32 protein-coding genes are annotated in these 26,989 nt (G+C 60.0%); 17 read left to right on the top strand and 15 right to left on the bottom strand.

Going from position 1 to position 26,989, the window contains the following annotated elements:
• Window positions 1–13: 13 nt before the first annotated feature.
• Together rnr and topA are read right to left on the bottom strand one after the other, a co-directional pair.
• Entirely contained in the window at window positions 14–2,368 is a 2,355-nt protein-coding gene (gene rnr, locus NYR50_RS04665) for a ribonuclease R (RefSeq protein ID WP_230057957.1), read from the bottom strand.
• Window positions 2,365–5,043 (bottom strand): type I DNA topoisomerase, encoded by a 2,679-nt coding sequence (gene topA / locus NYR50_RS04670; RefSeq protein WP_418136911.1) that lies wholly within the window; start codon window positions 5,041–5,043, stop codon window positions 2,365–2,367. The genes rnr and topA overlap by 4 nt, the downstream gene beginning before the upstream one ends.
• Before the next feature lie 259 nt (window positions 5,044–5,302).
• Between topA and NYR50_RS04675 the strand changes: the two genes are divergently transcribed.
• The gene (locus tag NYR50_RS04675; protein WP_418136912.1) at window positions 5,303–5,536 is read left to right on the top strand and encodes a hypothetical protein; all 234 of its coding nucleotides are present in this window, start codon (window positions 5,303–5,305) and stop codon (window positions 5,534–5,536) included.
• On the opposite strand, the gene dprA is transcribed toward NYR50_RS04675, so the two are convergent.
• The 5 genes from dprA to NYR50_RS04700 form a co-directional block, all read right to left on the bottom strand.
• Window positions 5,489–6,631, bottom strand: coding sequence for a DNA-processing protein DprA (dprA, locus tag NYR50_RS04680; protein ID WP_418136913.1), 1,143 nt, complete (start codon window positions 6,629–6,631; stop codon window positions 5,489–5,491). The genes NYR50_RS04675 and dprA overlap by 48 nt on opposite strands.
• Window positions 6,632–6,652: 21 nt before the next feature.
• Window positions 6,653–7,270 carry a glycerol-3-phosphate 1-O-acyltransferase PlsY gene (gene plsY / locus NYR50_RS04685; protein WP_418136914.1) on the bottom strand — a complete coding sequence of 206 codons (618 nt, stop codon included), beginning with the start codon at window positions 7,268–7,270 and terminating at the stop codon, window positions 6,653–6,655.
• 48 nt (window positions 7,271–7,318) lie between these two features.
• Window positions 7,319–8,611: a dihydroorotase gene (locus NYR50_RS04690; RefSeq protein ID WP_418136916.1), complete on the bottom strand. Its 1,293-nt coding sequence runs from the start codon at window positions 8,609–8,611 to the stop codon at window positions 7,319–7,321.
• Window positions 8,608–9,549 carry an aspartate carbamoyltransferase catalytic subunit gene (locus NYR50_RS04695; protein ID WP_003502441.1) on the bottom strand — a complete coding sequence of 314 codons (942 nt, stop codon included), beginning with the start codon at window positions 9,547–9,549 and terminating at the stop codon, window positions 8,608–8,610. The genes NYR50_RS04690 and NYR50_RS04695 overlap by 4 nt, the downstream gene beginning before the upstream one ends.
• 230 nt (window positions 9,550–9,779) lie before the next feature.
• Window positions 9,780–10,211, bottom strand: a complete 432-nt coding sequence (locus tag NYR50_RS04700; RefSeq protein WP_418136917.1) for a nuclear transport factor 2 family protein — start codon at window positions 10,209–10,211, stop codon at window positions 9,780–9,782.
• A gap of 357 nt (window positions 10,212–10,568) precedes the next feature.
• On the opposite strand from NYR50_RS04700, the gene NYR50_RS04705 reads away from it, so the two are divergent.
• The 7 genes from NYR50_RS04705 to NYR50_RS04735 all read left to right on the top strand — a co-directional run bounded on the left by NYR50_RS04705 (window position 10,569) and on the right by NYR50_RS04735 (window position 15,226).
• On the top strand, window positions 10,569–12,221 hold the full coding sequence (locus NYR50_RS04705) for an acyl-CoA dehydrogenase family protein (protein WP_418136918.1): 1,653 nt from the start codon (window positions 10,569–10,571) through the stop codon (window positions 12,219–12,221).
• A gap of 140 nt (window positions 12,222–12,361) precedes the next feature.
• Window positions 12,362–12,973 (top strand): GNAT family N-acetyltransferase, encoded by a 612-nt coding sequence (locus NYR50_RS04710; RefSeq protein WP_418136919.1) that lies wholly within the window; start codon window positions 12,362–12,364, stop codon window positions 12,971–12,973.
• Window positions 12,974–13,036: 63 nt separating this feature from the next.
• On the top strand, window positions 13,037–13,333 hold the full coding sequence (locus tag NYR50_RS04715; RefSeq protein WP_418136920.1) for a type II toxin-antitoxin system ParD family antitoxin: 297 nt from the start codon (window positions 13,037–13,039) through the stop codon (window positions 13,331–13,333).
• Window positions 13,330–13,704 carry a type II toxin-antitoxin system RelE/ParE family toxin gene (locus NYR50_RS04720; protein ID WP_418136921.1) on the top strand — a complete coding sequence of 125 codons (375 nt, stop codon included), beginning with the start codon at window positions 13,330–13,332 and terminating at the stop codon, window positions 13,702–13,704. The genes NYR50_RS04715 and NYR50_RS04720 overlap by 4 nt, the downstream gene beginning before the upstream one ends.
• A 153-nt stretch (window positions 13,705–13,857) precedes the next feature.
• Window positions 13,858–14,502, top strand: coding sequence for a TetR/AcrR family transcriptional regulator (locus NYR50_RS04725; RefSeq protein ID WP_080809212.1), 645 nt, complete (start codon window positions 13,858–13,860; stop codon window positions 14,500–14,502).
• Between the two features lie 248 nt (window positions 14,503–14,750).
• Complete coding sequence (locus NYR50_RS04730; RefSeq protein WP_158523269.1) at window positions 14,751–14,912, top strand: hypothetical protein; 162 nt, start codon at window positions 14,751–14,753, stop codon at window positions 14,910–14,912.
• A complete protein-coding gene (locus NYR50_RS04735) occupies window positions 14,909–15,226 on the top strand; it encodes a DUF6105 family protein (protein WP_010972656.1) in 318 nt (105 codons plus the stop codon). The genes NYR50_RS04730 and NYR50_RS04735 overlap by 4 nt, the downstream gene beginning before the upstream one ends.
• On the opposite strand, the gene ruvX is transcribed toward NYR50_RS04735, so the two are convergent.
• Together ruvX and NYR50_RS04745 are read right to left on the bottom strand one after the other, a co-directional pair.
• Complete coding sequence (gene ruvX, locus NYR50_RS04740; RefSeq protein ID WP_010971538.1) at window positions 15,178–15,657, bottom strand: Holliday junction resolvase RuvX; 480 nt, start codon at window positions 15,655–15,657, stop codon at window positions 15,178–15,180. The genes NYR50_RS04735 and ruvX overlap by 49 nt on opposite strands.
• Window positions 15,658–15,671: 14 nt before the next feature.
• Window positions 15,672–15,974, bottom strand: a complete 303-nt coding sequence (locus NYR50_RS04745) for an alkylphosphonate utilization protein (RefSeq protein WP_418136922.1) — start codon at window positions 15,972–15,974, stop codon at window positions 15,672–15,674.
• An 84-nt stretch (window positions 15,975–16,058) separates the two neighbouring features.
• Between NYR50_RS04745 and NYR50_RS04750 the strand changes: the two genes are divergently transcribed.
• From NYR50_RS04750 to gatA, 3 genes are all read left to right on the top strand, one after another.
• Complete coding sequence (locus NYR50_RS04750; protein WP_269710429.1) at window positions 16,059–16,763, top strand: metal-dependent hydrolase; 705 nt, start codon at window positions 16,059–16,061, stop codon at window positions 16,761–16,763.
• A gap of 126 nt (window positions 16,764–16,889) precedes the next feature.
• Entirely contained in the window at window positions 16,890–17,177 is a 288-nt protein-coding gene (gene gatC, locus NYR50_RS04755; protein ID WP_003496362.1) for an Asp-tRNA(Asn)/Glu-tRNA(Gln) amidotransferase subunit GatC, read from the top strand.
• Between the two features lie 56 nt (window positions 17,178–17,233).
• Window positions 17,234–18,715, top strand: coding sequence for an Asp-tRNA(Asn)/Glu-tRNA(Gln) amidotransferase subunit GatA (gatA, locus tag NYR50_RS04760; RefSeq protein WP_418136923.1), 1,482 nt, complete (start codon window positions 17,234–17,236; stop codon window positions 18,713–18,715).
• Window positions 18,716–18,773: 58 nt separating this feature from the next.
• Here gatA and NYR50_RS04765 read toward each other — a convergent pair whose 3' ends face one another.
• Complete coding sequence (locus NYR50_RS04765) at window positions 18,774–19,031, bottom strand: YjhX family toxin (protein WP_174008283.1); 258 nt, start codon at window positions 19,029–19,031, stop codon at window positions 18,774–18,776.
• A 274-nt stretch (window positions 19,032–19,305) separates the two neighbouring features.
• Here NYR50_RS04765 and NYR50_RS04770 point away from each other — a divergent pair, with 274 nt between their 5' ends.
• Window positions 19,306–19,815, top strand: a complete 510-nt coding sequence (locus NYR50_RS04770) for an N-acetyltransferase family protein (RefSeq protein WP_418136924.1) — start codon at window positions 19,306–19,308, stop codon at window positions 19,813–19,815.
• On the opposite strand, the gene NYR50_RS04775 is transcribed toward NYR50_RS04770, so the two are convergent.
• Window positions 19,797–20,129 (bottom strand): DUF1294 domain-containing protein, encoded by a 333-nt coding sequence (locus tag NYR50_RS04775; protein ID WP_418136925.1) that lies wholly within the window; start codon window positions 20,127–20,129, stop codon window positions 19,797–19,799. The genes NYR50_RS04770 and NYR50_RS04775 overlap by 19 nt on opposite strands.
• Before the next feature lie 151 nt (window positions 20,130–20,280).
• On the opposite strand from NYR50_RS04775, the gene gatB reads away from it, so the two are divergent.
• The 5 genes from gatB (at window position 20,281) to NYR50_RS04800 (ending at window position 24,038) form a co-directional block, all read left to right on the top strand.
• A complete protein-coding gene (gene gatB / locus NYR50_RS04780; protein WP_418136926.1) occupies window positions 20,281–21,786 on the top strand; it encodes an Asp-tRNA(Asn)/Glu-tRNA(Gln) amidotransferase subunit GatB in 1,506 nt (501 codons plus the stop codon).
• 207 nt (window positions 21,787–21,993) lie between these two features.
• Entirely contained in the window at window positions 21,994–22,491 is a 498-nt protein-coding gene (locus tag NYR50_RS04785) for an N-acetyltransferase family protein (RefSeq protein ID WP_418136927.1), read from the top strand.
• Entirely contained in the window at window positions 22,488–22,961 is a 474-nt protein-coding gene (locus NYR50_RS04790; RefSeq protein ID WP_418136928.1) for an N-acetyltransferase family protein, read from the top strand. Before NYR50_RS04785 ends, NYR50_RS04790 begins: the two co-directional genes overlap by 4 nt.
• Window positions 22,962–23,070: 109 nt before the next feature.
• The gene (locus NYR50_RS04795; RefSeq protein WP_006312623.1) at window positions 23,071–23,469 is read left to right on the top strand and encodes an NADH:ubiquinone oxidoreductase subunit NDUFA12; all 399 of its coding nucleotides are present in this window, start codon (window positions 23,071–23,073) and stop codon (window positions 23,467–23,469) included.
• Between the two features lie 131 nt (window positions 23,470–23,600).
• Window positions 23,601–24,038 carry a DUF2155 domain-containing protein gene (locus NYR50_RS04800; protein ID WP_006312621.1) on the top strand — a complete coding sequence of 146 codons (438 nt, stop codon included), beginning with the start codon at window positions 23,601–23,603 and terminating at the stop codon, window positions 24,036–24,038.
• 13 nt (window positions 24,039–24,051) lie between these two features.
• On the opposite strand, the gene aat is transcribed toward NYR50_RS04800, so the two are convergent.
• The 4 genes from aat to aroQ are packed head-to-tail and all read right to left on the bottom strand — an operon-like array spanning window position 24,052 to window position 26,983.
• The gene (aat, locus tag NYR50_RS04805; protein ID WP_418136930.1) at window positions 24,052–24,666 is read right to left on the bottom strand and encodes a leucyl/phenylalanyl-tRNA--protein transferase; all 615 of its coding nucleotides are present in this window, start codon (window positions 24,664–24,666) and stop codon (window positions 24,052–24,054) included.
• A 6-nt stretch (window positions 24,667–24,672) separates the two neighbouring features.
• Window positions 24,673–26,019 (bottom strand): acetyl-CoA carboxylase biotin carboxylase subunit, encoded by a 1,347-nt coding sequence (accC, locus tag NYR50_RS04810; RefSeq protein ID WP_080825234.1) that lies wholly within the window; start codon window positions 26,017–26,019, stop codon window positions 24,673–24,675.
• A gap of 12 nt (window positions 26,020–26,031) precedes the next feature.
• The gene (accB, locus tag NYR50_RS04815; protein WP_418136931.1) at window positions 26,032–26,520 is read right to left on the bottom strand and encodes an acetyl-CoA carboxylase biotin carboxyl carrier protein; all 489 of its coding nucleotides are present in this window, start codon (window positions 26,518–26,520) and stop codon (window positions 26,032–26,034) included.
• A 25-nt stretch (window positions 26,521–26,545) separates the two neighbouring features.
• Window positions 26,546–26,983 carry a type II 3-dehydroquinate dehydratase gene (aroQ, locus tag NYR50_RS04820; RefSeq protein WP_006312617.1) on the bottom strand — a complete coding sequence of 146 codons (438 nt, stop codon included), beginning with the start codon at window positions 26,981–26,983 and terminating at the stop codon, window positions 26,546–26,548.
• Window positions 26,984–26,989 lie beyond the last annotated feature (6 nt).

Consider the following 26,989-nt stretch of genomic DNA (forward strand, 5'->3'; position numbering starts at 1 on the left):
TGTTAGCGTCGTCCTACCGTCGCCCTCTGGGCGGCCGCGTTCCGGGCTTCGCGCCAGGACGCGATGTCCGCCGGCCTGCCTTGTGGAACGACCGCGAGCCGACCGGCATCTTACGCCCAGGGCTCAGCATTTCAAAACGCAATGCGCCCGCAAGAGGCACCGCTTCTGCAAGCCGTACCTGAACCGTGTCGCCAAGCTGATAACCGAGACCGGTCTTTTCCCCCGTCAGAGCCTGATGGGCTTCATCATAGAAGAAATAATCGGTTCCGAGTGTAGATATAGGAACAAAGCCATCAGCGCCAAACTGCGGCAGCGCGACAAATAGTCCCGCCTTGGTGACACCGCCGACGCGGCCCTCGAATTCCTCGCCCACCCGTTCGGAAAGATGATGCGCGATCAGCCGGTTGACGGTGTCGCGCTCGGCCGCCATGGCGCGGCGCTCGAAGGTCGAGATTTCTGCGGCGATATCGTCCAGCGTCGCTTCTTCCTGCGGCGTGATACCGCCTTCGCCAAGTCCCAGCGAGCCCACCAGCGCACGATGCACGATGAGATCGGCATAACGGCGGATCGGTGAGGTGAAATGCGCGTATTTCATCAGGTTGAGGCCGAAATGGCCGATATTTTCGGGGCTGTAAATCGCCTGGCTCTGGCTGCGCAGCACCATCTCGTTGACCATGATCTGGTGCGGCGTGTCGAGCGCGCGTGCCAGAATGCCGTTGAAGGAGTTGGCGCGCATTGCCACACCCTTGGCCATGGAAATGCCGATGGTACCAAGGAATTCGCGCAGCACCTCCTGCTTGGAGAGTGTCGGGGCGTCGTGCACGCGGTAGACCAGCCGCTGCTTTTTCGTTTCCAATGTCTCGGCGGCGGCGACATTCGCCTGGATCATCATTTCTTCGATCAGCTTGTGCGCATCGAGGCGTTCGGGAATGACGACCTTATCCACCGTGCCGTCGGGCCGCAGCTGGATCTTGCGCTCCGGCATGTCGAGTTCAAGCGGCTGGCGGCGGTCGCGGCCGCGCTTCATCACCGCATAGGCATGCCACAGCGGCTTGAGGATCGGCTCCAGCAGCGTGCCGGTCTTGTCGTCGGGGTTGCCGTCGATCGCCGCCTGCGCCTGCTGGTAAGAGAGCTTGGCCGCGCTCTTCATCATGATGCGATGGAAGGTGTGGCCCGCTTTGCGGCCTTCCTTGGAGAACGTCATCCGCACGGCAAGGGCCGGACGGTCGACGCCTTCCTTCAGCGAGCAGAGATCATTGGAGATGCGTTCCGGCAGCATCGGCACGACACGGTCGGGGAAATAGACCGAGTTGCCGCGCTTCAGCGCCTCGCGGTCGAGTGGCGCGCCCGGCCGCACATACCAGGAGACATCGGCAATGGCGACGGTGACGATGACACCGTCAGGATTGTCGGGCGAGGGGTCCAGTTCGGCATAGACCGCATCGTCATGGTCCTTGGCGTCGGCAGGATCGATGGTGATGAGCGGCAGGTTGCGCCAGTCCTCGCGGTGCGACATGGTCGCTGCCTTGGCCGCATCGGCTTCCGCCAGAACATTCGACGGGAAGATATGCGGAATGCCATGCGCATAAATGGCGATCATCGAGATCGCCTTTTCCGAGGCGACCGAGCCGACGACGGACAGAACCTTTGCCCGCGTCAGGCCGTAACGGCCGCTATTGCGAGAGGTTTCCACCTCGATCAGATCGCCGTCCTTGGCATCGCCGACACCATCGGGATCGATGACCATTTCTTCGCCGCGCCGGTCGATCGGCATCAGCCGTCCGCCGCCGCCTTCCGTCTGCTTGAACACGCCAAGCAGCGCGTTCTGGCGACGGTCGATGAGCTTCACGACACGGGCCGTATAGGCCGGGCCGACGGTGTCCTTGGAAGGGAAAATCTTTGCCAGAATGCGGTCACCGAGACCGGCGGCGGGAGCCTTCTTGCCGCGATCCTGCGAAGACTGGCGGATCAGCACGGCGGGTGCAGCACCCATATCCTCCGGCCATTCCGCCGGCCGGCCGATCAATTCGCCGTCCTTGTCGCGGGTGGTGATGTCGAGAACCGTGACGGGCGGCAAGCCGCCTGGCCGCGTCAGCGACTTGCGGCTCTTGTGCACCATGCCATCGACTTCGAGTTCCTTCAGCAGGGCTTTCAGAACGATGCGGTTTTCGCCCTTCAGCCCGAAAGCCTTGGCGATTTCGCGTTTGGAAGCCTGCTGCGGATGGTCGGCGATGAATTTTAGCAGCACTTCGCGGGAAGGCACCTCACCATGGATGATGCCTTCACCTTCGCTCACCCGCTTGCCGCGCCCGGTGCGTCCGAAACCGTCACTGGCGGAACCCTGTCTCTGACGTGGCGCCTTGCTCACTCTGCTGCCTTCTTGGTTTTGGCCGCTGCCTTCGGCTTGGCGGCCGCCTTGCTCTTGGTTGCCGCCTTGGCCTTGGTGGTTTTCGGCTTTGCCGCTGCTTCACTATCGGCCTTCTTGGCGGTGGTCTTCTTGGCCTTGGCGGGCTTGCCGCCGGTGCCGGTCTTGGCGATGCGCTCGGCGATCAGCACCAGCGACTCGTCCAATGTCACAGAAGCCGGGTCCTGCCCCTTCGGAATGGTGGCGTTGACCTTGCCCCAGTTGACGTAAGCGCCATAACGCCCGTCGCGAACGGTGATGGCACCACCATCGGGATGGTCGCCCAGTTCTTTCAGCGCGGCCGGCGTGCCGCTGCGGCCCGGTCCCTTGGCCTGCTTTTCGGCAATGACGGTCACGGCGCGGTTGAGGCCGATCGAGAACACGTCCTCGATGCTTTCGAGGTTCGCATAGGAACCGTCATGCAGAAGGAAGGGTCCGTAGCGACCGAGACCGGCAGAGATCATCTTGCCAGTTTCCGGATGTTTGCCGATATCGCGCGGCAGATTGATGAGCGCCAGCGCCTTTTCGTGGTCGATATCCTCAGGCTTCCAGCCCTTGGGCAGTGAGGAACGCTTGGCTTCCTTGCCATCGCCGCGCTGGATATAGGGTCCGAAGCGGCCGGACCGAAGCGTCAGCTCCTCGCCGGTCATCGGATCGGCACCGAGTGCTTTCGGCTCGTTAGAGGCCGCAGCATCCGCTTCCGCACCATCGGAGGTGAGCTGGCGGGTAAAATTGCACTCCGGATAGTTGGAGCAACCAACGAAAGCGCCGTATTTGCCGAGCTTCAGCGAAAGATTACCCGTGCCGCAAACCTGACAGATGCGCGGATCCGATCCATCCTCGCGCTTGGGGAAGACCAGCGGCGCCAGAACCTCGTTCAACGCATCAAGCACGTTGGTAACGCGCAGTTCCTTGGTATCTTCGATCTGCGCGAAGAAATCCTTCCAGAAATCGCGCAGCACCTGCTTCCAGTCCAGCTCGCCGGCCGAAATGCGGTCGAGCTTTTCTTCGAGAGCGGCGGTGAAGTCGTATTCCACATATTTGGTGAAAAAGCTCTCAAGGAAAGCCGTCACCAGCCGTCCACGCGAATGCGGGATCAGCTTGCGCTTGTCTATGACGATATATTCGCGGTCGCTCAGCGTCTTCAGCGTCGCGGCGTAGGTGGAAGGACGGCCGATGCCGAGCTCTTCCATCTTCTTGATGAGCGAGGCTTCCGAATAACGCGGCGGCGGTTCGGTGAAGTGCTGGCTGGCATTGATCTTCTGCTTGGCGAGATTTTCGCGCGCATTGATCTGCGGCAGACGGCCTTCGTCGTCACCATCGTCGCTCTGTTCGCCATCTTCCTTCTGGTCGGTATAGGCGGCAATGAAGCCGTCGAACCGGATGACGGAACCGACGGCGCGCAGGCCGGCCTTCTCACCGTTCTTGTCCGCGAGGATTTCGACCGTTGTTCGCTCGATTTCTGCGGACGCCATCTGGCTGGCGATACCGCGCTTCCAGATCAGGTCGTAAAGGCGTAGCTGGTCGGCATCGAGATAACGCTTCACCTGGTCCGGCGTGCGCGTGAAATCGGTCGGGCGGATCGCTTCGTGCGCTTCCTGGGCGTTCTTGGCCTTGGTGGAATAGAAGCGCGCCTTTTCCGGCACGTAACGCTCTCCGAACTGCTCGCCGATGGCGAGGCGGGCAGCATCGATCGCCTCCGGCGCTATCTGCACGCCGTCGGTACGCATATAGGTGATCAGGCCGACGGTTTCTCCGCCGATATCGATGCCTTCATAAAGCTTCTGCGCTACCTGCATCGTCCGCGAGGCACCAAAGCCCATGCGCGAAGACGCGGCCTGCTGAAGCGTCGAGGTGGTGAAGGGCGGGCCGGGATTACGTTTGACGGGCTTTGCCTCGACCGTGTCGACAACATAGGTCGCGCCTTCCAGCAGCACCTTCAGCCGGTTTGCATCTTCGCCGGTCTTGATCCCGCGGCTTTGCAGCCGCTTGCCGTCGGCCGAAACCAGCTTCGCCTCGAACTCGTCACCGCGCGGTGTCTTCAAAAGCGCGCTGATGTTCCAATATTCTTCGGAGACGAAACGCTCGATCTCGGATTCACGGTCGCAGACAAGACGCAGCGCAACCGACTGCACACGGCCGGCGGAACGCGCGCCCGGCAGCTTGCGCCACAGAACGGGAGAGAGGTTGAAGCCGACGAGATAATCCAGTGCACGGCGGGCGAGATAGGCGTCGACCAGCGGCACGTCGATGTCGCGCGGGTTCGCCATGGCGTCCAGAACCGCCTTCTTGGTGATGGCGTTGAAGACCACGCGCTTTACCGGCTTGTCGCCGAGAACGCGCTTCTTCTTCAAAAGATCGAGAACGTGCCAGGAAATGGCCTCACCTTCGCGATCAGGGTCGGTTGCGAGAAACAGGCCATCAGAGGATTTTACCGCATCGGCAATATCCTTCATGCGTTTGGCGGATGCGCTGTCGACTTCCCAGGACATCTCGAAATCCTGGTCGGGCAGCACCGATCCATCCTTGGCGGGAAGGTCTCTGACGTGACCAAAGGATGCAAGAACCTTATAGCCCGAACCAAGATACTTGTTGATCGTCTTGGCTTTGGCAGGAGATTCTACGACAACGACATTCATATTGTTCTTCTCTGGAACTGGTCCGTTAACGTGGCCCCGGTCGCGGCGCGGTGCCGCAATTGGCCTTCTTTATAATTCGACATGGACAGGTAATGCCCGCGGGTCAAGAGGCAAGCCCGAATTTATCGCATCCAGGCGATTGCAACCTATGGATAATCTATCGTTGTATTGCAATCTTTGGTAAATTGGTTATGATGGGCAACATCATTTGAACAGACTTAATGCTTCCCGTTTCAGGCTGACTTTCCAGGATAAATATATGGTCCCGAACGCAACAAACAATAATGCCGATAATGAAGGGACCAAAGAGAGCTTGGCTTACATTCGCCAGATGCTGGCGGAGCTGCGCCAGGTCGCCAGCCGCGAGGGCGCCGACATGCTGTGTTACCTGATCGAGATGGCCTATGTCGAAGTCGGCGATATCCAGAGCGGGCGACGCAAACTGTCAATCCGCGACGACCAGCGAAACACGCCCCCCGGCATGCTGGTTTAGACGCCCGGCTATATCAAGCTCCAGCAGCACCAGATGAACGCTGGCAGCGGAAAAACCCGTATGGCGGATGATGTCGTCAATCTCGACGGGCGAGGGGCCGAGTGCGGAAGCGATGACGCTGCGCTCATCATCTCCGGGCGGTGACATGTCTTCGTCGGAGCGCGGTTCCTCGATCTTGCGGTCATAGGGCAATTGCGGCTCCATCAGTGGTCGCAGCGCTTCGAGAATATCGGCAGCGCCCGTGGTCAGCATGGCGCCTTCCTTGATCAGCCGGTTGGTGCCTTCGCAGCGTGCATCGAGCGGGGAGCCGGGCACGGCAAAAACCAGACGACCCGCTTCGCCGGCAAGCCGCGCCGTAATCAGCGAACCCGAACGCTCCGCCGCCTCCACGATGACGACGCCGAGCGAAACGCCCGCGATCAACCGGTTGCGGCGCGGGAAATCGCGGGCGCGCGGTTCCCAGCCAAAGGGCATTTCGCTGATCGTCGCGCCGCCCTGATCGTATATGTCCTGCAAAAGCCCGAAATTTTCCTGCGGGTAGGGCCGGTCGAGACCGCCGGCCAGCATCGCCACCGTGCCGGTTGCAAGGCTTGCCCGGTGCGCGGCCGCATCGATGCCGCGCGCCAGTCCTGATGCAATCGTATAACCGGCCCGTCCACAGTCGCGTGCCAGCATGGCAGCAAATTTCGCGCCGTTGATCGACGCGTTGCGCGAACCCACGATGCCGATGCAGGCTCTTGTCGCCGCGTCCGTCGACCCCTTCATGGCGATCAGCGGCGGTGCGCCATCGAGCTGCCGCAGGGCAGGCGGATAATCCGGTTCGCCGATACCCACGAAACGTGCACCAAATTTTTCGGCCGTTTCGATTTCGCCTTCCGCCTCCGACGGCGTGGCGATGCGCGGGCTGCGGGAGGAGCCGCCGCGCTTTGAAAGCTCGGGCAGGGCATCCAGCGCCTTTTCGGCGCTGCCGAAATGATTGATGAGTTCGCGGAAGGTGACGGGGCCGATATTGTCACTGCGGATCAGCCGCAGCCATGCGACTCGCTGCCGTGCGGAAAGCTCTATGCCCTGCCGTGTCGTTTCCTCATGCGGCATGGCATATCCTCAAGATGGGGTTTAGCCCTTTTTACCGATCCTGCTTTCGGTGCCGGCCATCAGACGCTTGATATTCTCGCGATGTTTCCACCAGGAAATTACGCTGAGCAGCGTCACCAGCAGTGCCGTCTTTTCAGGACCGAGCACCCAGAGCGCGACGGGAATGATCAGCATGGCCAGCAGTGCCGACAGCGAGGAGTAGCGGGTGATGAACGCGGTTGCGAGCCAGATCAGCGCGAAGGCCAGCATCATCAGCGGTGCCGCACCGAGAAGGACGCCGATATAGACGGCGACGCCCTTGCCGCCCTTGAAGCCGAGCCACACCGGAAACAGATGACCGAGAAAGGCGAAGAAACCGGCGACCAGCGACGCCTCGTAACCCCAGAGCGCATTGGCGACCAGCACCGCCGCGGTGCCCTTCAGCGCGTCGAGCAGCAGGGTCGCGGCGGCGAGCTTCTTGTTGCCGGTGCGCAGCACATTGGTGGCGCCGATATTGCCCGAACCGATCTTGCGCACGTCACCCAGCCCCGCCATACGGGTGAGGATGAGGCCGAAGGGGATGGAGCCAAGCAGATAGCCGATCAGCGCTGCCAGCGCGAGAAGGGCAGGCGCCGTCTGCCAGTCAGTCAAAGCACTCATTCAAACGTCCCCTCTGTCGCGCTGTCAGCGTGATCTCTTGCCGTGATCTTATGCCAAGGAATGAACGGCTTTGCCAGCCACATAAGTGGCGACAGCACGGCCGCTGAAACGGGCATCTTCGAAAGGCGTATTCTTGGATTTCGACACCAGTTGGTCGCGTGCCACGAGCCATGGCTCATCGAGATCGATCAGCGTGATATCGGCCTTCGCACCGGCTTTAAGCGTTCCAGCGTCGAGACCGAAAATCTTTGCCGGGCGGGTGGAAAGCGCATCGATCAGCCGCATCAGCGGAACTTCGCCGCTATGGTGAAGACGTAGTGCTGCCGCCAGCATGGTTTCCAGCCCCACCGCACCGCTCGCCGCATCCGAAAACGGCAGGCGTTTGGTATCGACATCCTGCGGATCGTGTGAGGAGACAATAATATCGATGGTACCGTCCTTCAGCGCTTCCACCATGGCCTTGCGGTCGTCTTCGGCGCGCAGCGGCGGCGAAAGCTTGAAGAAGGTGCGGTATTCGCCGATATCGTTCTCGTTCAGTGTCAGATGATTGATCGAGATGCCGCAGGTGGCTTTCACACCCCGCTGCCGGGCGACACGGATCGCCTCTGCCGATTCCGGTACGGAAATCTTAGCGGCGTGGTAGATCGCCTGCGTCAGGCCGGCAATGCGCAGGTCACGCTCCAGCGGAATGATTTCGGCTTCTTTCGGAACGCCTGACAGCCCGAGCCAGCTTGCAAAAAGCCCCTCGTTCATGTCGCCGCCGCCGATATATTTGTCGCGGGTCTCGAGCGCGATCACAGCACCCAGTTCGCGGGCATAGGTCATGGCGCGGCGCAGCACCAGCGTGTCGGAAAGCGCCTTGCGGCCATTGGTGAAGGCCACCGCACCGGCTTCTTTCAACATGCCGAACTCGGTCATCTCCTCGCCGCGGAGGCCCTTGGTCAGGGCCGCTGCCGGGTGGACATTGACGATTGCCTTGTCGCGCGCCGTCTTCTTCACATATTCGACCAGCGCAATGTCATCGATTACGGGGTCGGTGTCCGGCATCACGATAATGCTGGTGACGCCGCCGGCCGCTGCCGCGCGCGAGGCGGATTCGATGGTTTCACGATGTTCGCCGCCGGGTTCGCCGACAAAGACGCGGGCATCCACCAGACCGGGAACGGCCAGCAGCCCCTTGCAGTCGCGCACCGTCGCACCATCAGGCGCGCCTTGATTGTGCCCATCCTTGCCTGCTGCGAGAATGGTGCCATCGGCGCCGATGACGATGCTGCCGGTCTCATCCAGATTGCGGGAGGGATCGACGATGCGGAGGTTCTTGAGAACGGTCACGGCACTCATACGCGCTCACCCTGATTTTGCGAGACAAGCAGGGTTTCCATCACAGCCATGCGCACAGCAACCCCCATTTCCACCTGGCTTTCGATAACGCTCTGCGGACCGTCCGCCACTTCGGAGGCGATTTCCACGCCACGGTTCATCGGGCCGGGGTGCATGACCAGCGCATCTTCCTTCGCCGCTTTCAGCTTTTCGGCGTCGAGACCGTAATAATGGAAATATTCGCGCACCGAAGGCACGAAGGAGCCGGACATGCGCTCGCGCTGCAGGCGCAGCATCATCACCACATCGGCATTCTTCAACCCTTCCTTCATGTCGTGGAAGACTTCCACGCTCATATCGCGAATGCCGGAGGGCAGAAGCGTGGCGGGGGCGACAACGCGAACCCGCGCACCCATCTGGTTGAGAAGAATGATATTGGAGCGGGCGACGCGCGAATGCAGCACGTCACCGCAGATCGCGACCGTGATACCGGAAAGCTCGCCCTTGGCGCGGCGGATGGTCAGCGCATCCAGCAGCGCCTGTGTCGGGTGCTCGTGCTGGCCGTCGCCGGCATTGACCACGGAGCAGGCGACCTTTTGTGCCAACAGCGCTGCGGCACCGGCCGACGAATGGCGAACCACCAGCACATCCGGGCGCATGGCGTTCAGCGTCATCGCCGTATCGATCAGCGTTTCGCCCTTCTTCACCGAGGAGTTGCCGACTGACATGTTCATCACGTCTGCGCCAAGGCGCTTTCCGGCCAGCTCGAAGGAGGATTGCGTGCGCGTCGAGGCTTCGAAGAACAGGTTGATCTGCGTCAGGCCTCGCAGCGTCGAGGTCTTTTTCTCGCGCTGGCGGCTGATTTTCACCGCCTCGTCGGCTTTGTCGAGAAGCAGGGTAATATCCTGATGGGAAAGCCCCTTGATGCCGAGGAGATGGCGATGGGGGAAGAAGACCATGCGGTTTGCCTCCTGACGGGCGCCGCATTTTCCCGTGAAAATGCCCGGAACGCCCGAATGCTGATCCGTGCGCTCCATTCGCTGTGAACACGCCTCAGGAGTGCCGCGGAATTCGGTCCTGCGCTCTATAGAGATTGCATGGTCGCGGGGCAAGCGCCCGTAACCGCTGAAATGAAAACACGGCGATGTTTCCCCAACCCGGCAAAGATGGTGTCCATCGTTCTGCACCGTCAGGCAATACCGTGTTCCTTCAGGAGCGCCTGCTCGTCACCCGATACCCAGCCGAAAACCTTCGGTTCGCCATCCAGTGTCTGAACGAAATAATGAACGTCGAAATCGATTGCGACATTCGATTGTCCTTTTCGGGTAAAGTTCGCTGTCCAGGACACATGCGCAATACAATGATGGTCATCGATCGCGGAAATGCGGATATCGCGGATACGTATTCCCTCCGTTCCTATGACCCGATAACGCTCATAAGCCTTCGTCATGGCCTCCTTGAGGTTGTCATCGTTTTTTCCGGTCATGACACCGGCTGGGGAAGCGGTGATGAAGTCGGATGCATAGAGGGATTCGATCTCCTCCGCATTTATGTCACCTTTGAGAGATGTGTTGAAAAATCGTTCATATCGCTCGAAGAGCTTCTTCGCACTCGCCTCCATGGTTTCCTCCTGTGCAGGCTTTCAGCATGTGGCGAACCAAAAAAGCCTATGGCAGGTTCCACATCAGGTGGTGGATTAAGCGGAATGCGCGCGATGGCACGTGCACAACCAGTCAGACTGGCTGTCGCAGGCCGCGATAGGTATGGATATAAGGGGCCGCTTGCGGAAGTGTATCGGGTTTTGTCGCTGCATCTTGCCGGAAACGTGTCTGGCATTCTCGCCGCTGCGGACTTAAATCGGCCTCTCCCGAAAAATACTGAAAGCGGCGGCTTAATCGTCTCAATCGCTTCCTGTGGGCGGAATTATGCAATATCACCCCACTATGCAATGCCAGTACAAAACAGCTAGAAGCAGCGGATGACCCAGAATTCCCGGACAGAAGAAACGCTCGCCGAACTGAACCAGCCTAGCCTCTGGTCCGGTATCAACGCCTATCGTTCCGATCCGCTGATCGTCGATCTCACCTCCGGCCTGTCGCGCAATCTGAGGGACGAGTACGACCAGCTCGGCCGTTACGTCACCTCGCATGAGGCGCAGGAACTGGCGCGCATGGCCAATCAGGGCGTGCCGCAGCTGCATACCCACGGCCCGCGCGGCGAACGTCTCGACCAGGTGGAATTCCATCCCGCCTGGCATGCGCTGATGCGCCGTTCCATGTCATCAGGTCTGCACTCCAGCGTCTGGGAGAATTCCCCCGATACGCGCGGGAGTGAGCACAAGGCCCGCGCCACGAAATTCTACCTCACCTCGCAGCTGGAGGCAGGGCATCTCTGCCCGCTGACCATGACGAGCGCTTCGGTTGCCGCCATCATGACCTCGCCGCGGGTGCAGAAGGAGTGGATGCCGAAGATCCTGTCGCGCAAATATGACAGCTCGCAGAAACCGGCCCTGCAGAAAACCGCCGTCACCGTCGGCATGGGCATGACGGAAAAGCAGGGCGGCACGGACGTGCGCGCCAACCGCACCACGGCCGAGCGCGTGGGCGAGGGCATCTATCGCCTCTCCGGCCACAAATGGTTCCTCTCCGCGCCGATGAGCGACGGCTTCGTGATGCTGGCCCAGATGGGCGACGGCATGGGCTGCTTCCTGGTGCCGCGTTATCTCGAAGACGGTTCAAAGAACGGCCTGCATTTCCAGCGCCTGAAGGACAAGCTCGGTAACCGCTCCAATGCGTCGGCCGAAGTCGAGTTCACCGATGCTTTCGGTTATCTGCTCGGCGATCCCGGCAGCGGTATTCGCACCATCCTCGATATGGTGACGCTGACGCGGCTGGATTGTGCGCTGGCGTCCGCTGGCATGATGCGCGCTTCCCTTGCCGAAGCCGTTCATTTCGCCCGCGGCCGTTCGGTTTTCGGCAAGATGCTGGTCAGCCAACCGATCATGACCCGCGTTCTTGCCGATATGGCGCTGGATGTGGCCGCTGCCACGGCGCTCTCTTTCCGGCTGGCAACGGCCTTCGACGCCGCCCGCAACAATCCGGCAGAAGCCGCTTATGCCCGCGTCATGACGCCTATCGTCAAATACTGGTGCTGCAAGATCGCGCCGGCGCTTATCTATGAGGCCATGGAATGCCTTGGTGGCAACGGCTACGTCGAAGAGCGGCCGATTGCCCGTCACTATCGCGAAGCGCCTGTTAACGCCATCTGGGAAGGGTCCGGCAACGTCATGGCGCTGGATGTGCTGCGGGTTCTCCAGCGCGGCAAGGATTTGTTCGATCTCGTCTTCCAGACGCTGGAGCGCGATCTCGGACCTGCCGGCAAGAAGACCACCGATGTGTTGCGTGCCGCGATCGCCCTTGCAGAACGCGACGAAGGGGCAGCCCGCCTGCTGGTGGAGCAGTTCGCGCTTGCGGCCGCTGCCGCCGAGCTTTGCCGTCTGGGCGCCGGCAAGATCGCCGATGCCTTCCTCGAAACCCGTCTCGCAGGCGGCTGGCGGCACACTTACGGCATGCTCGATTCCCGCTTCGATCCGAATTATATAATCGATTTATTGTATCCGCCCGCATCCTGACGGATAAAGGGTGGAGGGCTATTTTTTGCAGTCCCTGTGGGAGGGGTATCGGATTTGAGAAAATGCGTTGGCGTGGGGAGTATTCCTGTCTTTCAGACGGCTGGCGCGTGTCCGCGCACGAAGATGGAGGGCGCCTGCAAATGCTGACCTTCCGCTCCGCCCGCCCTGAAGATGAAGACGCGCTTTACGCCATAAGCCTTGCCACCGGCGATGCCGGGCAGGATGCCACCCCGCTCTACAATGATGGCCGTATGGTGGGGCATATCTATTCCGCGCCCTATCTGCGCCTCTGGCCCGATGCCGTTTTCGTGGCCGAGGATGAGGAGGGTGTCTGCGGCTACATCGCCGGCGCGCTCGATACAGTCTTGCACGAGCAACGGCTGGAGCAGGAGTGGTGGCCGCATCTGCGCGCCCTTTATCCCGATCCCGGCGGCGACCCGCAGACATGGGACGCCGACCAGCGCCGCGCCCATTTCATCCATCATCCACGCAACACGCCCTCCTGGCTTGCCGATCCCTTTCCGGCTCATATCCACATGAACCTCCTGCCACGCACGCAGGGCAAGGGCGGCGGCACCCGGCTTCTGTCCCGCTGGCTGGACATGGCAAGGCAGAACACCGTCTACGGCATCCACCTCGGCGCCAGCGAACGCAACCATGCCGGCATGCGGTTCTGGGAAACTCGCGGGTTCAAGCGCCTCGACAGCCACGAAACGCCCGGCAGCGTCTGGTTTGGCATGGCTTTGGAATGATATTGGCAGATTATGCCAATCGGTGCTATTGCTAGGCGTAAATGAAGTGTGGTGGAGGCCCCGATGCCAACGCGTAACGTCGTCCTGACACAGCATCACGAAGAGATCATAGACGAGCTCGTCAAATCCGGCCGCTATCAAAACGCCAGTGAAGTGCTGCGTGAAGGCTTACGGTTAATTGAGAAGCGAGAGCTTCTTGAGGCAACCAGACTGGAAGCCCTGAAGGTCGCGGCGCAACAGGGCTTCGCCGACCTTGACCAGGGACGTTATATCGATGTTTCGGATGATGCCCTTGACGATTTCATTTCCGCTTTCGGGCGCGAGGCTGAAGTGCGCCTGACCAAGTCCGACGACAAATGACAACGTATCGTCTGTCCGATGCCGCACAATCGGACATCATTGAAATTCTGGGATGGACACACGCGACGTTTGGAACTGCAGCGAGAAAACGCTACGAAAAGTTGCTTGCAACAGCATTGCGTGATGTTGCTATTGATCCGCTACGCGCCGGCACGAATATTCGCGCTGAACTTGGTGAAGACGTGCGTAGCTACCACCTGCGTTATAGTCGTGAGCGGGCAAAAAGCGAAACGGGCCTCGTTAAAAATCCGAGGCATCTGTTACTCTATCGTGCACTACGACCCGGTTTGGTGGGTGTCGGTCGCGTTCTTCACGATTCGATGGAAATCGAGCGCCATCTTCCGGACGATTATGGTGATATTACTTTCTGAGAATGTCTGGAGGCGTCCCTGTTGCGTATTGAAAACGGTATGGCGGGCCCGTCATCCACAGGAACCTTCTCACCATCCACCCACCCACATTGTTCTTCCCTTCATGCTTTGTTAACCCCTTCAAAAGGCCTTTCAGAAAACGGGTAGGGAATCATGCTGGCGACCGCAGAGGCGATTTCAGCCGACAGACCGGAAAAGCGCATCAAGGACCGTGCTCAGACCGAGAAGGCGATTTTTAATGCGGCGCGGTCGCTGCTTGCCGAAGAGGGGTTCCAGGGGTTCGGCATCAATGCCGTCGCCCGCCGCGCCGGCTGCGACAAGCAGCTGATCTATCGATATTTCGGCGGCCTTGATGGTCTGATCGAGGCGATCGGCGAGGATCTCGGCTCCTGGGTCAAGGATCGTATTCCCGAAGACACCGGCGGCATGTTTCTGCTGACCTACGGCGATCTCATGGAAAAGCTGGCGCTTTATTTTATCGACGCGCTGCGCAGCGACCCGCTCGTCTGCAAGATCATTGCCTGGGAAGTTTCGGATGGTTCGCCGCAGGTCCGCCAGCTGGCCGAAGCCCGCGCCAAGTCGCTGGGCAAATGGCTGGAGCGCATGCGCGGCTCGCTTGCGGCTCCCAGGGGCGTAGATACCGCTGCCGTCAACGCCGTATTGTTTGCCGCCATCCAGCATCTCGTCATTTCCGCGGCCACCAGCGGCCAGTTTGCCGGCGTGCCGCTCAAATCCGATAAGGACTGGGATAAGATCACCACCGCCGTCAAAAGGCTGGTGCGCGGCGTTTACGGCTGACTGAAGTTGCCGCGGCGGGTGGAGGCACCCGAGGCAGGCGCGACGTTAGTGAAAAATCAGCCATGTTTTCACCGGGCGCGCAACCGTCCGGTGTTCCGTCCGTTCACAAGGGCATATTGTTTTCCACATGTCGCCCGCCCGTCGTTAACCATAATGACAGCTTTCATTTGCCTCGCCATGACGGCGGGTCCAGTGTGAATTAACGAAATGTTAACCATGCGCAATGACTGCGCATAAGGGAGCCGCAAGTGAACCGCTGGACAGCCTTGGGCGTCATGATGACGTTTTTTGCTATGCTGCCGTTGGATATTGACGCGCCAGCGCTCAACCTATGCCTGATGGCTGCGGTGCGCTGGGCGGTGCTTGCTGGCATTCCCGATACGTTTTTTGTGCGGGGGCAGACGGCATGAAGTGGTTTTTGATCCTCTGGGCCGGTCCTGTCGCGCTGCTGGGCAGCTGGTACTGGCTTTCCTATTACGACATGAGCTTTGGCTTCTACATGCTCACGCGTCAGACCCATGACCTGGTGTTCGAGATTTACGGCAATATTCTCGGCATTCCACCGGAAAACCTGCCGCCAATGGTCGCCCGCGCCATAGCGGTCGATAGCCTGATCGTTTTTGCGATCCTCGCTTACCGCAAGAGAAAGCAGATCGCTGCCTGGTGGCAGGGCCGTCAGTCGGCCGCGCGGGTCAGCGCGGAAAGCCTGTCCAGCGCGCCCTGAAGAATGAAACTCGCGGCCGCCGAATCGATGCGTTCGGCCCGCTTGGCGCGTGAGACATCCATCTCCAGAAGCGCCCGCTCTGCCGCGACGGTTGAAAGCCGCTCATCCCAGTAAATAAAGGGCAGGGCGGTTTTTTCGCCCATGGTGCGCACGAAGGCGCGCGTCGCCTGCGCGCGTGGTCCGGCTGATCCGTCCATATTTATCGGCAGGCCGATGACGAAGGCGGCAACTTTCTCCTTTTCCGCAAAAGCCAGCAGCACCTGCGCATCCTGCGTGAATTTCACCCGCTTGATGACTGGGCGCGGCGTCGCGAAACGACGTGAGAGGTCCGACATGGCAAGCCCGATGGTCTTCGTACCGAGGTCGAGGCCGGCAATCGCCTGTGCGGGCTGCAGCGTCTGCGCCAGTTCCTCGATGGTGAGTGTTGCCATATCGCGTGTTGCCTTTATCTTTTACGGACGAATTCGGTGCGCAGCACCAGACCCTTGACCGCATCATGCCTGCAATCGATCTCTTCGGGATTGTCGGTCAGGCGGATCGACTTGATCACGGTGCCCTGCTTGATGACCGTGCTGGTGCCCTTGACCTTCAAGTCCTTGATCAGCGTCACGGAATCGCCATCTTCAAGCACATTGCCGGCGGCATCACGCACTTCCTTTGCACGGGCCGCCTCGGCGGCCAGTTTGGAAGCCGGCCGCCATTCGCCGCTCGCTTCGTCATACACGTAATCGTCATTATCCGCGGCCATTGTCGCCTCTCTGAAATATCGGTAGTGCGGTTGTTCAGGCCGTCCTATGTCATAATATACCGGCAATACAAAGGAGAACTTCCCATGAAAATCACCTGGCTCGGCCATTCCGCCTTCCGTCTTGAAAACGGCAGCGCGAAGATACTCATCGATCCGTTCTTCACCGGCAATCCCGGTTTTGCCGGGCAGGATGGCAAATCGGCGGCCGAAGGCATCACCCATATTCTCCTGACCCACGGCCATGGCGACCACGTCGGCGATACCGTGCAGCTTGCCCGCGAAACGGGAGCCACCGTACTGGCGAATGCCGATCTTGCCGCCTGGCTGTCCGCAAAGGGTGTCGCGAAAGTCGATATGGGCAATACCGGCGGGACCGTGCATTTCGACGGTTTTTCCGTCACCTTCACCAATGCGCTGCATTCCTCGGCACAGATCACCGAAGATGGCGTCTCTCATTCGCTCGGCAATGCCAACGGTCTGATGCTGCATTTCGAGGACGGCCCGGCCGTCTATCACATGGGCGACACCGACATCTTCTCCGACATGAAACTCATCAATGAACTGCACCAGCCGGATATCGGCCTGGTGCCGATCGGTGATCGCTTCACCATGGGCGGTGCCGTGGCGGCGCTCGCCTGCCAGCGCTTTTTCAAGTTCCAGAATGTCCTTCCTTGCCACTACGGCTCCTTCCCGATCATCGATCAGACGCCGGACAAGTTCGTGGCCGGCATGGAAGGCTCGGAAGCGCGTGTCCACACGCCGAAGGCGGGCGATACGTTGTCCTTCTAAAGCTCCCTGAAGAGCATGTCGTTGCCGCAAAACCGCTCCGCAGTTTGACGCGACATGCTTTCTACCGTTGCGAAGGACGGACATGGTGATTATAGCGAATGGGAAATATCCCATCGGAGTAAAACCATGTCCGTCGATCTCGCCACCGTAAAGCGCGTTGCGCGCCTTGCCCGTATCGCTGTCAGCGAAGAAGAAGCACAGAATATGCTCGGCCAGCTGAACGGCATACTCGGTTTCGTGGAGCAGCTTTCGGAAGTGAATGTCGACGGCGTCGAGCCTATGACCTCAGTCACGCCGGTGGAGATGAAAAAGCGCGCCGATGTGGTGACCGACGGCAACAAGGCGGAAGACATTGTTGCCAATGCGCCTGCGACCGACCGGGACTTCTTCATGGTCCCGAAAGTGGTCGAATAATCCGACCGCAGTTTGCCGCCTGATTTTTCCGAGATTTTCGAAAGCCGTTGCCGACCATGACCGACCTGACGAGCCTGACCATTGCCGAAGCCCGCGAAAAGCTGAAGGCAAAAGAATTTTCCGCCCTCGAGCTGACCGACGCCTATCTCTCCGCCATCGATGCGGCCAATGGCGCGCTGAACGCCTATGTCGTGACGACGCCTGAAAAGGCCCGCGAGATGGCCAGCGCCTCCGACGAGCGTATCGCCGCCGGCAAGGCGGGCGAGCTGGAAGGCATTCCGCTCGGCGTGAAAGACCTTTTCGCCACCCGTGACGTGCACACGCAGGCGTGCTCGCATGTTCTCGATGGCTTCAAGCCGAAATACGAATCGACCGTCACCCAGAACCTCTGGGATCAGGGCGCCGTCATGCTCGGCAAGCTCAACATGGACGAATTCGCCATGGGCTCGTCGAATGAAAGCTCCTGGTACGGCCCGGTCATCAACCCGTGGCGCGCCAACGGTTCCGAGCAGAAGCTCGTTCCCGGTGGTTCCTCCGGCGGTTCGGCCGCTGCCGTTGCCGCGCATCTCTGCGCCGGCGCGACCGCAACCGACACAGGCGGCTCCATCCGCCAGCCGGCGGCCTTCACCGGTACTGTCGGCATCAAGCCCACCTATGGTCGCTGCTCGCGCTTCGGCATCGTCGCCTATGCTTCCTCGCTCGATCAGGCTGGCCCGATTGCCCGTGACGTGCGTGACGCGGCAATCCTGCTGAAGACCATGGCAAGCGTCGATGCCAAGGATACGACCTCCGTTGATCTGCCGGTGCCGGATTATGAAAAGGCCATCGGTCAGTCGCTGAAGGGCCTGAAAATCGGCATCCCCAAGGAATACCGCGTCGATGGCATGCCGGAAGAGATCGAAAAGCTCTGGGCCAAGGGCGTCGAGTGGCTGCGCGATGCCGGCGCGGAAGTGGTCGATATCTCGCTGCCGCACACCAAATACGCGCTTCCCGCCTATTACATTGTCGCCCCCGCCGAAGCCTCGTCCAACCTTGCCCGTTATGATGGCGTGCGCTACGGCCTGCGCGTCGACGGCAAGGACATTGCCGACATGTACGAAAAGAGCCGCGCCGCCGGTTTCGGCAAGGAAGTGCAGCGCCGCATCATGGTCGGCACATACGTGCTTTCGGCCGGTTATTACGACGCCTATTACCTCAAGGCGCAGAAGGTCCGCACCCTCATCAAGCGCGACTTCGAAAACGTCTTCCATGAGGGCGTAGATGCCATCCTGGCGCCGATCACGCCGTCTTCCGCCTTCGCTGTCGGTGACGAGGAACTCGCCTCCGATCCGGTGAAGATGTACTTGCAGGACGTTTTCACCATCACCGTCAACATGGCTGGCCTTCCAGGCCTTTCGGTCCCGGCCGGTCTCGACGGCAAGGGTCTGCCGCTTGGCCTGCAGCTCATCGGCAAGCCTTTCGAGGAAGAAACGCTGTTCAAGACGGCACATGCCATCGAACAGGCCGCCGGCAAGTTCACGCCCGCCAAGTGGTGGTGAAGCCATCCACCAAGTTTTGTACAAGAACGGGCGGCATCAAATGCCGCCCGTTTTTACTTCAGCGATTGTCCAGCTCACCCCGCACCAGTTCCAGGCCGCGTGTGGTGATGCGGTAAGGCTTGCCGCCGGAAGAGGCTATCGCTCTCTTCTGTTTCAGCTTGCGGAAGGTGGGGAGATCGAGACCGCCGAAAATCCAGCCGTCGCGCGTATAAAGCGTGATTTTTTCGATTTTGCGGGTATCGTCTCGAACGAGTTCAATTCTGCCGCCTTGGGCGAGCAGGTGAAGAATGCGCTGTTCGGCGCGGGAAATGTCCATTTTTGGAAGTCCGGTCGGCGTCATCTAGACGCGTGAAAGCAAACCCGGGTGCCTTTAAGGCAGCCGGCTCGGTTTCATCTGGCCCGGCGCGCAAGAAACTTGCGGGCAGGGCCGTTACCGGGACTCCGATTGAGCGAACATAAAAACTCCGTTCTTGCCAGTTCTGGATATGGGGCAAGGCGGGCACGGTCAAGTCTGCTGTGAGCACAGCGAAACCACACTGGCCGAATCGCGCCACCGATGTTCTACTTTCCACGGCCATGGAGGGCGCGGCTTGATCGTCATTCGCAATGCGCATGAGCAGGAAGCGGAGGTTCTCGCGACCATCGGCCTCAGGGCATGGCGGCAGGCGACCGCGGCGCTTGGCATCACATCCACGCTTTACGACAATGCGGCCAGCGCCTTTTCCAATTTCACCCGCTCGTCATGGCTTGCCATCCGCGTGGCGGAATTCGGCGGCTCGGCTGCCGGTTGGGCGGCGCGGGAACATTTCGACGAGGCGATTACGGATTTCTGGATCGATCCGGATTTTCATCGCAGGGGGATCGGCAGCCGCCTGTTGGGCGACGTCGAACGTCTGATAGAGGAGAAGGGTTTCGATGCCATCCGGCTTGAAACCCACGCCCAGAACGAACCGGCCGTCGCCTTCTTCCGCCACCATGGCTATAGCGTCCGCTGGCTCTCCGTGTCCTATGCGCCAAAGCTCGATCGCGAGGTGCAATCGGTGGGCCTGCAGAAGCAGTTGGCCGAGGTGGAAAGCGGCCTTTATGGACCTATATTCTGAAGCAGGGTTTTCAGAACGCCTGCAAGCCGCATCGGCCAGTCCGGCATGATGGTGAGCGATGCGACAAGACCCGCCTGCAATATCACGATGGACAGCAGGATGCTGCGGAACGGTTCCTTGCGTGTTTTATGCCGCAGCAGCCGTTGCGCCGAAATCGCGCCCAGGCTGCCGCCCACGAGAGCAAGCGATAACAGCGTGCTTTCCCGAATGCGCCAACCGCTGCTTCTCGCAGCTTCCTTGTCCCACCAATAGACAAGAAAGACGAAAAGATTGAAGGCGATATAGGTCATGAAGCAGAGAGCGATCATGGTCATGACGTGAATTGAAACTGAGAAGCGTAAAAAACACGTATCCGATGCTGGCGAAAATCCCGCGTCTGGCGCGACGGGGTGCAAGATGTCTTGCGCCCGCGCTGCATTTGTTCTACCCACCAAGGCCAAAGAACCCGTATATCGTGAGCTTCATATGACCCTTGTAGACGTGCGCACCCCCGACCCGAAACGCTTCATTCCCGGCGCCACCGGCGATTGGGAAATCGTGATCGGCCTCGAAGTCCATGCGCAGGTTCTCTCCAATTCCAAGCTGTTTTCCGGTGCGTCCACCACCTTCGGCAATGCGCCGAATTCCAACGTGTCGCTGGTCGACGCCGCGATGCCCGGCATGCTTCCCGTCATCAACGAGGAATGCGTGAAGCAGGCGGTACGCACCGGCCTCGGCCTGAAGGCGAAGATCAACAACCGTTCTATCTTCGACCGTAAGAACTATTTCTATCCGGATTTGCCGCAGGGCTACCAGATTTCGCAGTTCAAGGACCCGATCGTCGGCGAAGGCACCATCACCATCTCGCTGGGTCCCGACCGCCAGGGCAATTTCGAGGACATCGAGATCGGCATCGAGCGCCTGCATCTGGAGCAGGACGCCGGCAAGTCCATGCACGACCAGCACCCGACCATGTCCTTCGTGGACCTGAACCGTTCAGGTGTGGCGCTGATGGAAATCGTCTCCAAGCCGGACATGCGCTCCTCGGACGAGGCCAAGGGTTACCTCACCAAGCTGCGCTCTATCGTGCGTTATCTCGGCACCTGCGACGGCAACATGGATGAAGGCTCGATGCGCGCCGACGTCAACGTCTCCGTGCGCCGCCCGGGCGAAGGTTTCGGCACGCGCTGCGAAATCAAGAACGTTAACTCCATCCGTTTCGTCGGCCAGGCCATCGAATATGAGGCGCGCCGTCAGATCGCCATTCTCGAAGATGGCGGCGTCATCGATCAGGAAACCCGCCTGTTCGATCCCGGTAAGGGCGAAACGCGTTCCATGCGCTCCAAGGAAGACGCGCATGACTACCGTTATTTCCCCGATCCGGACCTGCTGCCGCTCGAATTCGACGATGCCTTCGTCGAGGCGCTGAAGGTCGATCTGCCGGAACTTCCCGACGACAAGAAGGCCCGTTTCGTGGCCGATCTCGGCCTGTCGGTCTATGACGCCTCGATCCTCGTCTCGGAAAAGGCGATTGCCGATTATTACGAGGCGGTTGCTGCCGGTCGCGATGCGAAGACCGCCGCCAACTGGGTGATCAACGATCTGCTCGGTGCGCTGAACAAGTTCGGCAAGGACATCGAGACGACGCCGGTTTCACCCGAACAACTGGGCGGTATCATCGATCTCATCAAGGCTGAGACCATTTCAGGCAAGATCGCCAAGGACCTGTTCGAAATCGTCTGGAACGAGGGCGGTAATCCGGCTGAAATCGTCGAAGCCCGCGGTATGAAGCAGGTGACCGATACTGGCGCCATCGAAAAGGCTGTTGATGATATCATCGCCGCCAACCCGGATCAGGTCGAGAAGGTCAAGGCGAAGCCGACGCTTGCCGGCTGGTTCGTCGGCCAGGTGATGAAGGCGACGGGCGGCAAGGCCAACCCGCAGGCGGTGCAGGCGCTGGTCAAGGCCAAGCTCGGCATCGAGGACGAGTAAGCGGAGGCTGCCTCTTGCCGTAGAAGCATTGAGGCCGACAGCTCTCATTCGTCATCCTCGGGCTTGTCCCGAGGATCTAACGACCCACAAGGTCAAACGTGCTCAGATCCTCGGGACAAGCCCGAGGATGACGTCGAGTACGAAGGACTGACATCACTTCTGCCGGGATCAAAGCCCGGCATTTCTGTTTCAAAACGGAGCCCCATCATGTTTTTCATCCGCACCGCAGGTCTGCGAGATATCGAGCCGGTACGCACCCTGCTCGCCACGACATGGCACGCCACCTATGACGCGATCTACGGCGCGGACAAGGTGAACGAGCTGATTGCCGCCTGGCATTCGCCGCAGGCCATGAAGGACCGCGTTGAGAAAAAGGGCGGCGAGTTTCTGGTGGCCGATGACGGCAAGCGGATCGGCGGCATGGCCTACGGCTCCATGTCCACCAAGATGGCGAAGACCGCGCTGCTGCACCAGCTTTATGTGGCGCCCGATCTTCAGCGTCAGGGTGTCGGCCGCGATCTCTTCGCCGAACTTGAAACCTGTTTCCCGGATGCGGAAATCATGCGTCTTGAAGTCGAGCCCAAAAATACTGTCGCAATCGCCTTTTATGAACGCGTCGGATTTGTCGAGGTGGACCGAATCGAGCGCATGGCGGGGATCGAAGGTTTGTCCGGCATCGTTATGGAAAAGAGCCTGACCCGATGACTGCAACATTGCAGAAACTGATTATCCGCACCGCACGCGAAGACGACCTTCCCGCTCTTGCCGCCATTTTTGCCGCCGATGAGATCGGCGGTCATGGCGATACGGCCGACGAATCGGCGCAGCCGGACTATCTTGCCGCCTTCCGGGCGATCGACGCGTCGCCCAGTGAAACGCTTTATGTGGCGGAACTGGATGGCGAGGTGGTCGGCACCTTCCAGACGGCGATCCTGACCAAGCTGGTCGGGCGAGGGGCGAAGTCGATGGTGATCGAAGCGGTGCAGACGCGTGCCGACATGCGCGGTCGCGGCATCGGCGCGGTGATGATCAATCATTGCCTGGAAGAAGCCCGCCGTCAGGGCGTGAACGCCGCGCAGCTCACCTCCAACATGGCCCGGCTGGACGCGCATCGATTCTACGAGCGGCTGGGTTTCGAGAAGCGGCATCTGGGCTTCAGGATGAAGCTGAAATAGCGCGGATATATCTCGAAATGCTGGACAATTGCCGTGAGGGGCGGCATAAGCATGTCTTGTGCCGTGCACGGAAAATCGCTGCGGCGCATTCAAGCCCGAGGAACGTAGAATGAAGACTCTCCTGACGCAAATCTTCACCTGGTGGAATGGCCAGACGATCGGAACGCGGTTTCACACCTGGCGTTTTGGCAAGAAGGTCGGACAGGACGAGCTGGGCAACACCTATTATGAAGGCGGCACCACCTCCTGGGGCATGCCGCGCCGCTGGGTGATCTACAACGGCTACGCCGAAGCGTCGGCCATTCCGCCGGGCTGGCATGGCTGGATGCACTACCGCACCGACGTGCCGCCGAGCCAGGAAAGCTACACAGCTCGCGACTGGCAGAAGCCGCACCAGCCCAACCACACCGGCTCGTCGAAGGCTTACCGCCCGCAGGGATCGCTGGCCGTGGCCGGCGAGCGCCCGCGTGTGACCGGCGACTACGACGCCTGGACCCCCGGCAACTGAATTATCGCGATGCGCGGTGTTGTGCAAAACACCGCGCTTGTATCCGGCTTCACCGGTTTTTGCCACATTCCGCCCTTAGGCGTTGATCCGGTCGGCGTCTCGACACAGGCAAATATTTGGAGACATATCGTATGAGGAAAATCACGCGGGATCGTTCTTTGCGTGCGCTGACAGTCTCGCTGTTTGCGGCGGTCTCTGCTGTCCTCATTGTATCACCCGTCGCCGCCGCCCGTCTGGAAAATCGCGTCGCAGTGTTTTCCGGCATCGACAAGATCACCGGCCGCATCACTTCCTTTGATGTCTATATCGACGAGACGGTGCAGTTTGGCGCTCTTCAGGTAACGCCGAAGGTCTGTTATTCCCGCGACCAGACGGAAACGCAAAAGATCGACGCCTTTGTCGAAGTCGACGAAATCACCCTCGATCGCAAGATCCGCCGTATCTTCACCGGCTGGATGTTTGCCGATAGCCCCGGCCTCAACGCCGTGGAGCACCCGATCTATGACGTGTGGCTGACGGGTTGCAAGCAGGACTCAGAGGTTCCGGCTCCCTCTACGGCAAGCAAATAACCTAACGTAAAGACTAGAATTGCAGGCTCGGCCGGTTGACCGCGAGATCGAGCATTCTGGCATAGTCCAGCTTCGGCACGTCTATCGCGCCGAACGTCTTCAGATGTTCTGTGGTGAATTGCGTGTCGAGCAGCACGAAGCCGCTGGCTCTCAGCCGTTCCACCAGATGCACGAGGCAAATCTTCGACGCATTGGTGCGGCGGGAAAACATGCTCTCGCCGAAGAAGGCAGCGCCGAGCGAAACGCCGTAAAGCCCACCGACAAGCTCATCACCCTCCCATGCCTCAACGCTGTGGGCATGGCCGATCTGGTGCAGCTCGGTATAGAGCCGGCGGATGGTGGCGTTGATCCAGGTGCTTGGCCTGTCCGCCGCTTCCGCCGCACAGCCCGCCATGACAGCTTCGAAAGCGGTGTTGAAGCGGATGTCGAACGGCTTCTTGCGCATCGCCTTGGCGAGGCTTTTGGAAACATGGAAATCATCGAGCGGGATGATACCGCGTATTTCCGGCTCGACCCAGAAAAGCTCGGGATCATCAGCCGAATCGGCCATGGGAAACAGGCCGGCAGAATAGGCGCGCAGCAGAATATCGACCGTTATGTCGTTGTTTCTGCTGCGCCGCCCAGCCATATCGTCTTAGTGAGACGCGTCACCGGCCAGATACTTCTCCAGCCAGTGAATGTCGTAATCGCCTTTCAGAATATCCTCGTTCTGGAGGAGATCCTGGAAAAGCGGCAGCGTGGTCTTGATGCCATCGACGACGAATTCGTCCAGCGCCCGACGCAGACGACGGATGCACTCGTCACGGTCGCGACCGTGAACGATCAGCTTGCCGATCATGCTGTCGTAATAGGGCGGGATCTTGTAGCCCTGATAGGCACCCGAATCGACGCGAACGCCAAGGCCGCCCGGCGTGTGGAAATAGGTCAGCGTGCCCGGCGACGGAACGAAGGTGCGCGGGTCTTCGGCATTGATACGGCATTCGATGGCATGGCCATGGAATTCGATATCCGCCTGCGTGACCGACAGGCCCTGGCCGGAAGCGACCCTGATCTGTTCCTGCACGAGGTCCATGCCGGTGATCGCTTCCGTGACCGGATGTTCCACCTGCAGACGGGTGTTCATTTCGATGAAATAGAACTCGCCGTTTTCATACAGGAACTCGATGGTGCCGGCGCCGCGATATTTCAGCTTGCGCATCGCGTCGGCGCAAATTTCGCCGATCTTCATGCGCTGTTCGACAGTAAGGGCCGGTGAATTGGCTTCTTCCAGCACCTTCTGGTGACGGCGCTGCAACGAGCAATCGCGTTCGCCTAGGTGAACGGCATTGCCTTCGCCATCGCCGAAAACCTGCACTTCGATATGGCGCGGCTTGCCGAGGTATTTTTCCATGTAGACGGCATCGTTGCCAAAGGCTGCTGCCGCTTCGGAACGGGCGGTTGCAACCGCTTCTTCCAGATCGGCTTCGGTCTTCGCCACTTTCATGCCGCGGCCGCCACCGCCTGCCGTCGCCTTGATGAGAACGGGGAAACCGATCGTCCGGGCGATCTCAAGCGCATTTTCAGGCTTCACTTCGCCATCCGAACCCGGAACAACGGGAATGCCGAGTTCCTGCGCCGTCTGCTTGGCGGTGATCTTGTCGCCCATGATGCGGATATGTTCGGCGGTCGGCCCGATGAAGGTGATGCCGTGGGCGTCGAGAATATCGGCGAACTTGGCGTTTTCCGACAGGAAGCCGTAACCGGGGTGAACGGCATCCGCACCGGTGATTTCGCAGGCCGCAACGATCTGGTGGATGTTGAGGTAGCTGTCACGCGAGGGCGGTGGGCCGATGCAGACACTTTCGTCCGCAAGGCGAACATGCATCGCATCCGCATCTGCCGTGGAATGCACGGCGACGGTCGGAATGCCAAGTTCTTTCGCGGCGCGCAGGACGCGCAGCGCGATTTCGCCGCGGTTGGCTATGAGGATCTTCGAAACCATGCTGAACCGCCTTTATTCGATGACCACGAGGGCTTCGCCATACTCCACGGGCTGTGAGTCGTTGACGATGATTTCCACCACCTTGCCGGACTTGGGGGCCGGGATCTGGTTCATGGTCTTCATGGCCTCGACGATGAGGATTGTCTGGCCTTCCTTGACGGTCGCGCCAACTTCGATGAAGGGGCGGGCGCCCGGGGCAGGCGAGAGATAGACCGTGCCAACCATCGGCGAAGATACGGTGTTGGCCGGGTTGCGGGCCTGTGCTGCAGGTGCGGCCGGGGCAGCAACTGCCGGTGCGGCTGCAGGCGCTGCTGCTGCCGGTGCGGGCGCATAAGCGGCGGGTGCTGCGGCATAGACCGTGGCGGGAACGGGAGCCGCGCGGGAAACGCGGATACGCAGGTCTTCCTGCTCCACTTCGATTTCCGAAAGGTCGGTATCATTGAGGATATTCGCGAGTTCGCGGATCAGTTCCTTGTCGATACCCTGTTTCTTTTCAGACATGACAAACCCTATTCTTTGTTTCTTTTTATGCCGTGATGTTCTTCAGCGCGTGAAGCGCCATGACGTATCCATATGGTCCGAAACCGCAGATCATGCCCTTGGCTGCGGGCGAGACCATCGATTTGTGACGGAATTCTTCCCGTGCATGGATATTGGAGATGTGCACTTCCACGACCGGAGTCGAAATTGCGCGAATGGCGTCGTGCAGGGCGATGGAGGTGTGGCTGTAAGCGCCGGGATTGATGACGACACCCGCCGCCCGCTCGCCCGCCTCATGCAGCCAGTCCACGAGCACGCCCTCGTGGTTGGATTGGCGAAATTCCACCGAAAAGCCGAGATCGGCTCCGGCGTTCACACAATCGTTTTCTATGTCTTTCAGCGTTTTGCCACCGTAGATACCCGGTTCCCGTTTTCCCAGCATATTGAGATTGGGGCCGTTGATGACGATGATGATATTGCTCATTCGCGT

The organism is Agrobacterium sp. El2ro-1b, from assembly GCF_048298475.1.
Classification (GTDB): domain Bacteria; phylum Pseudomonadota; class Alphaproteobacteria; order Rhizobiales; family Rhizobiaceae; genus Agrobacterium; species Agrobacterium fabrum.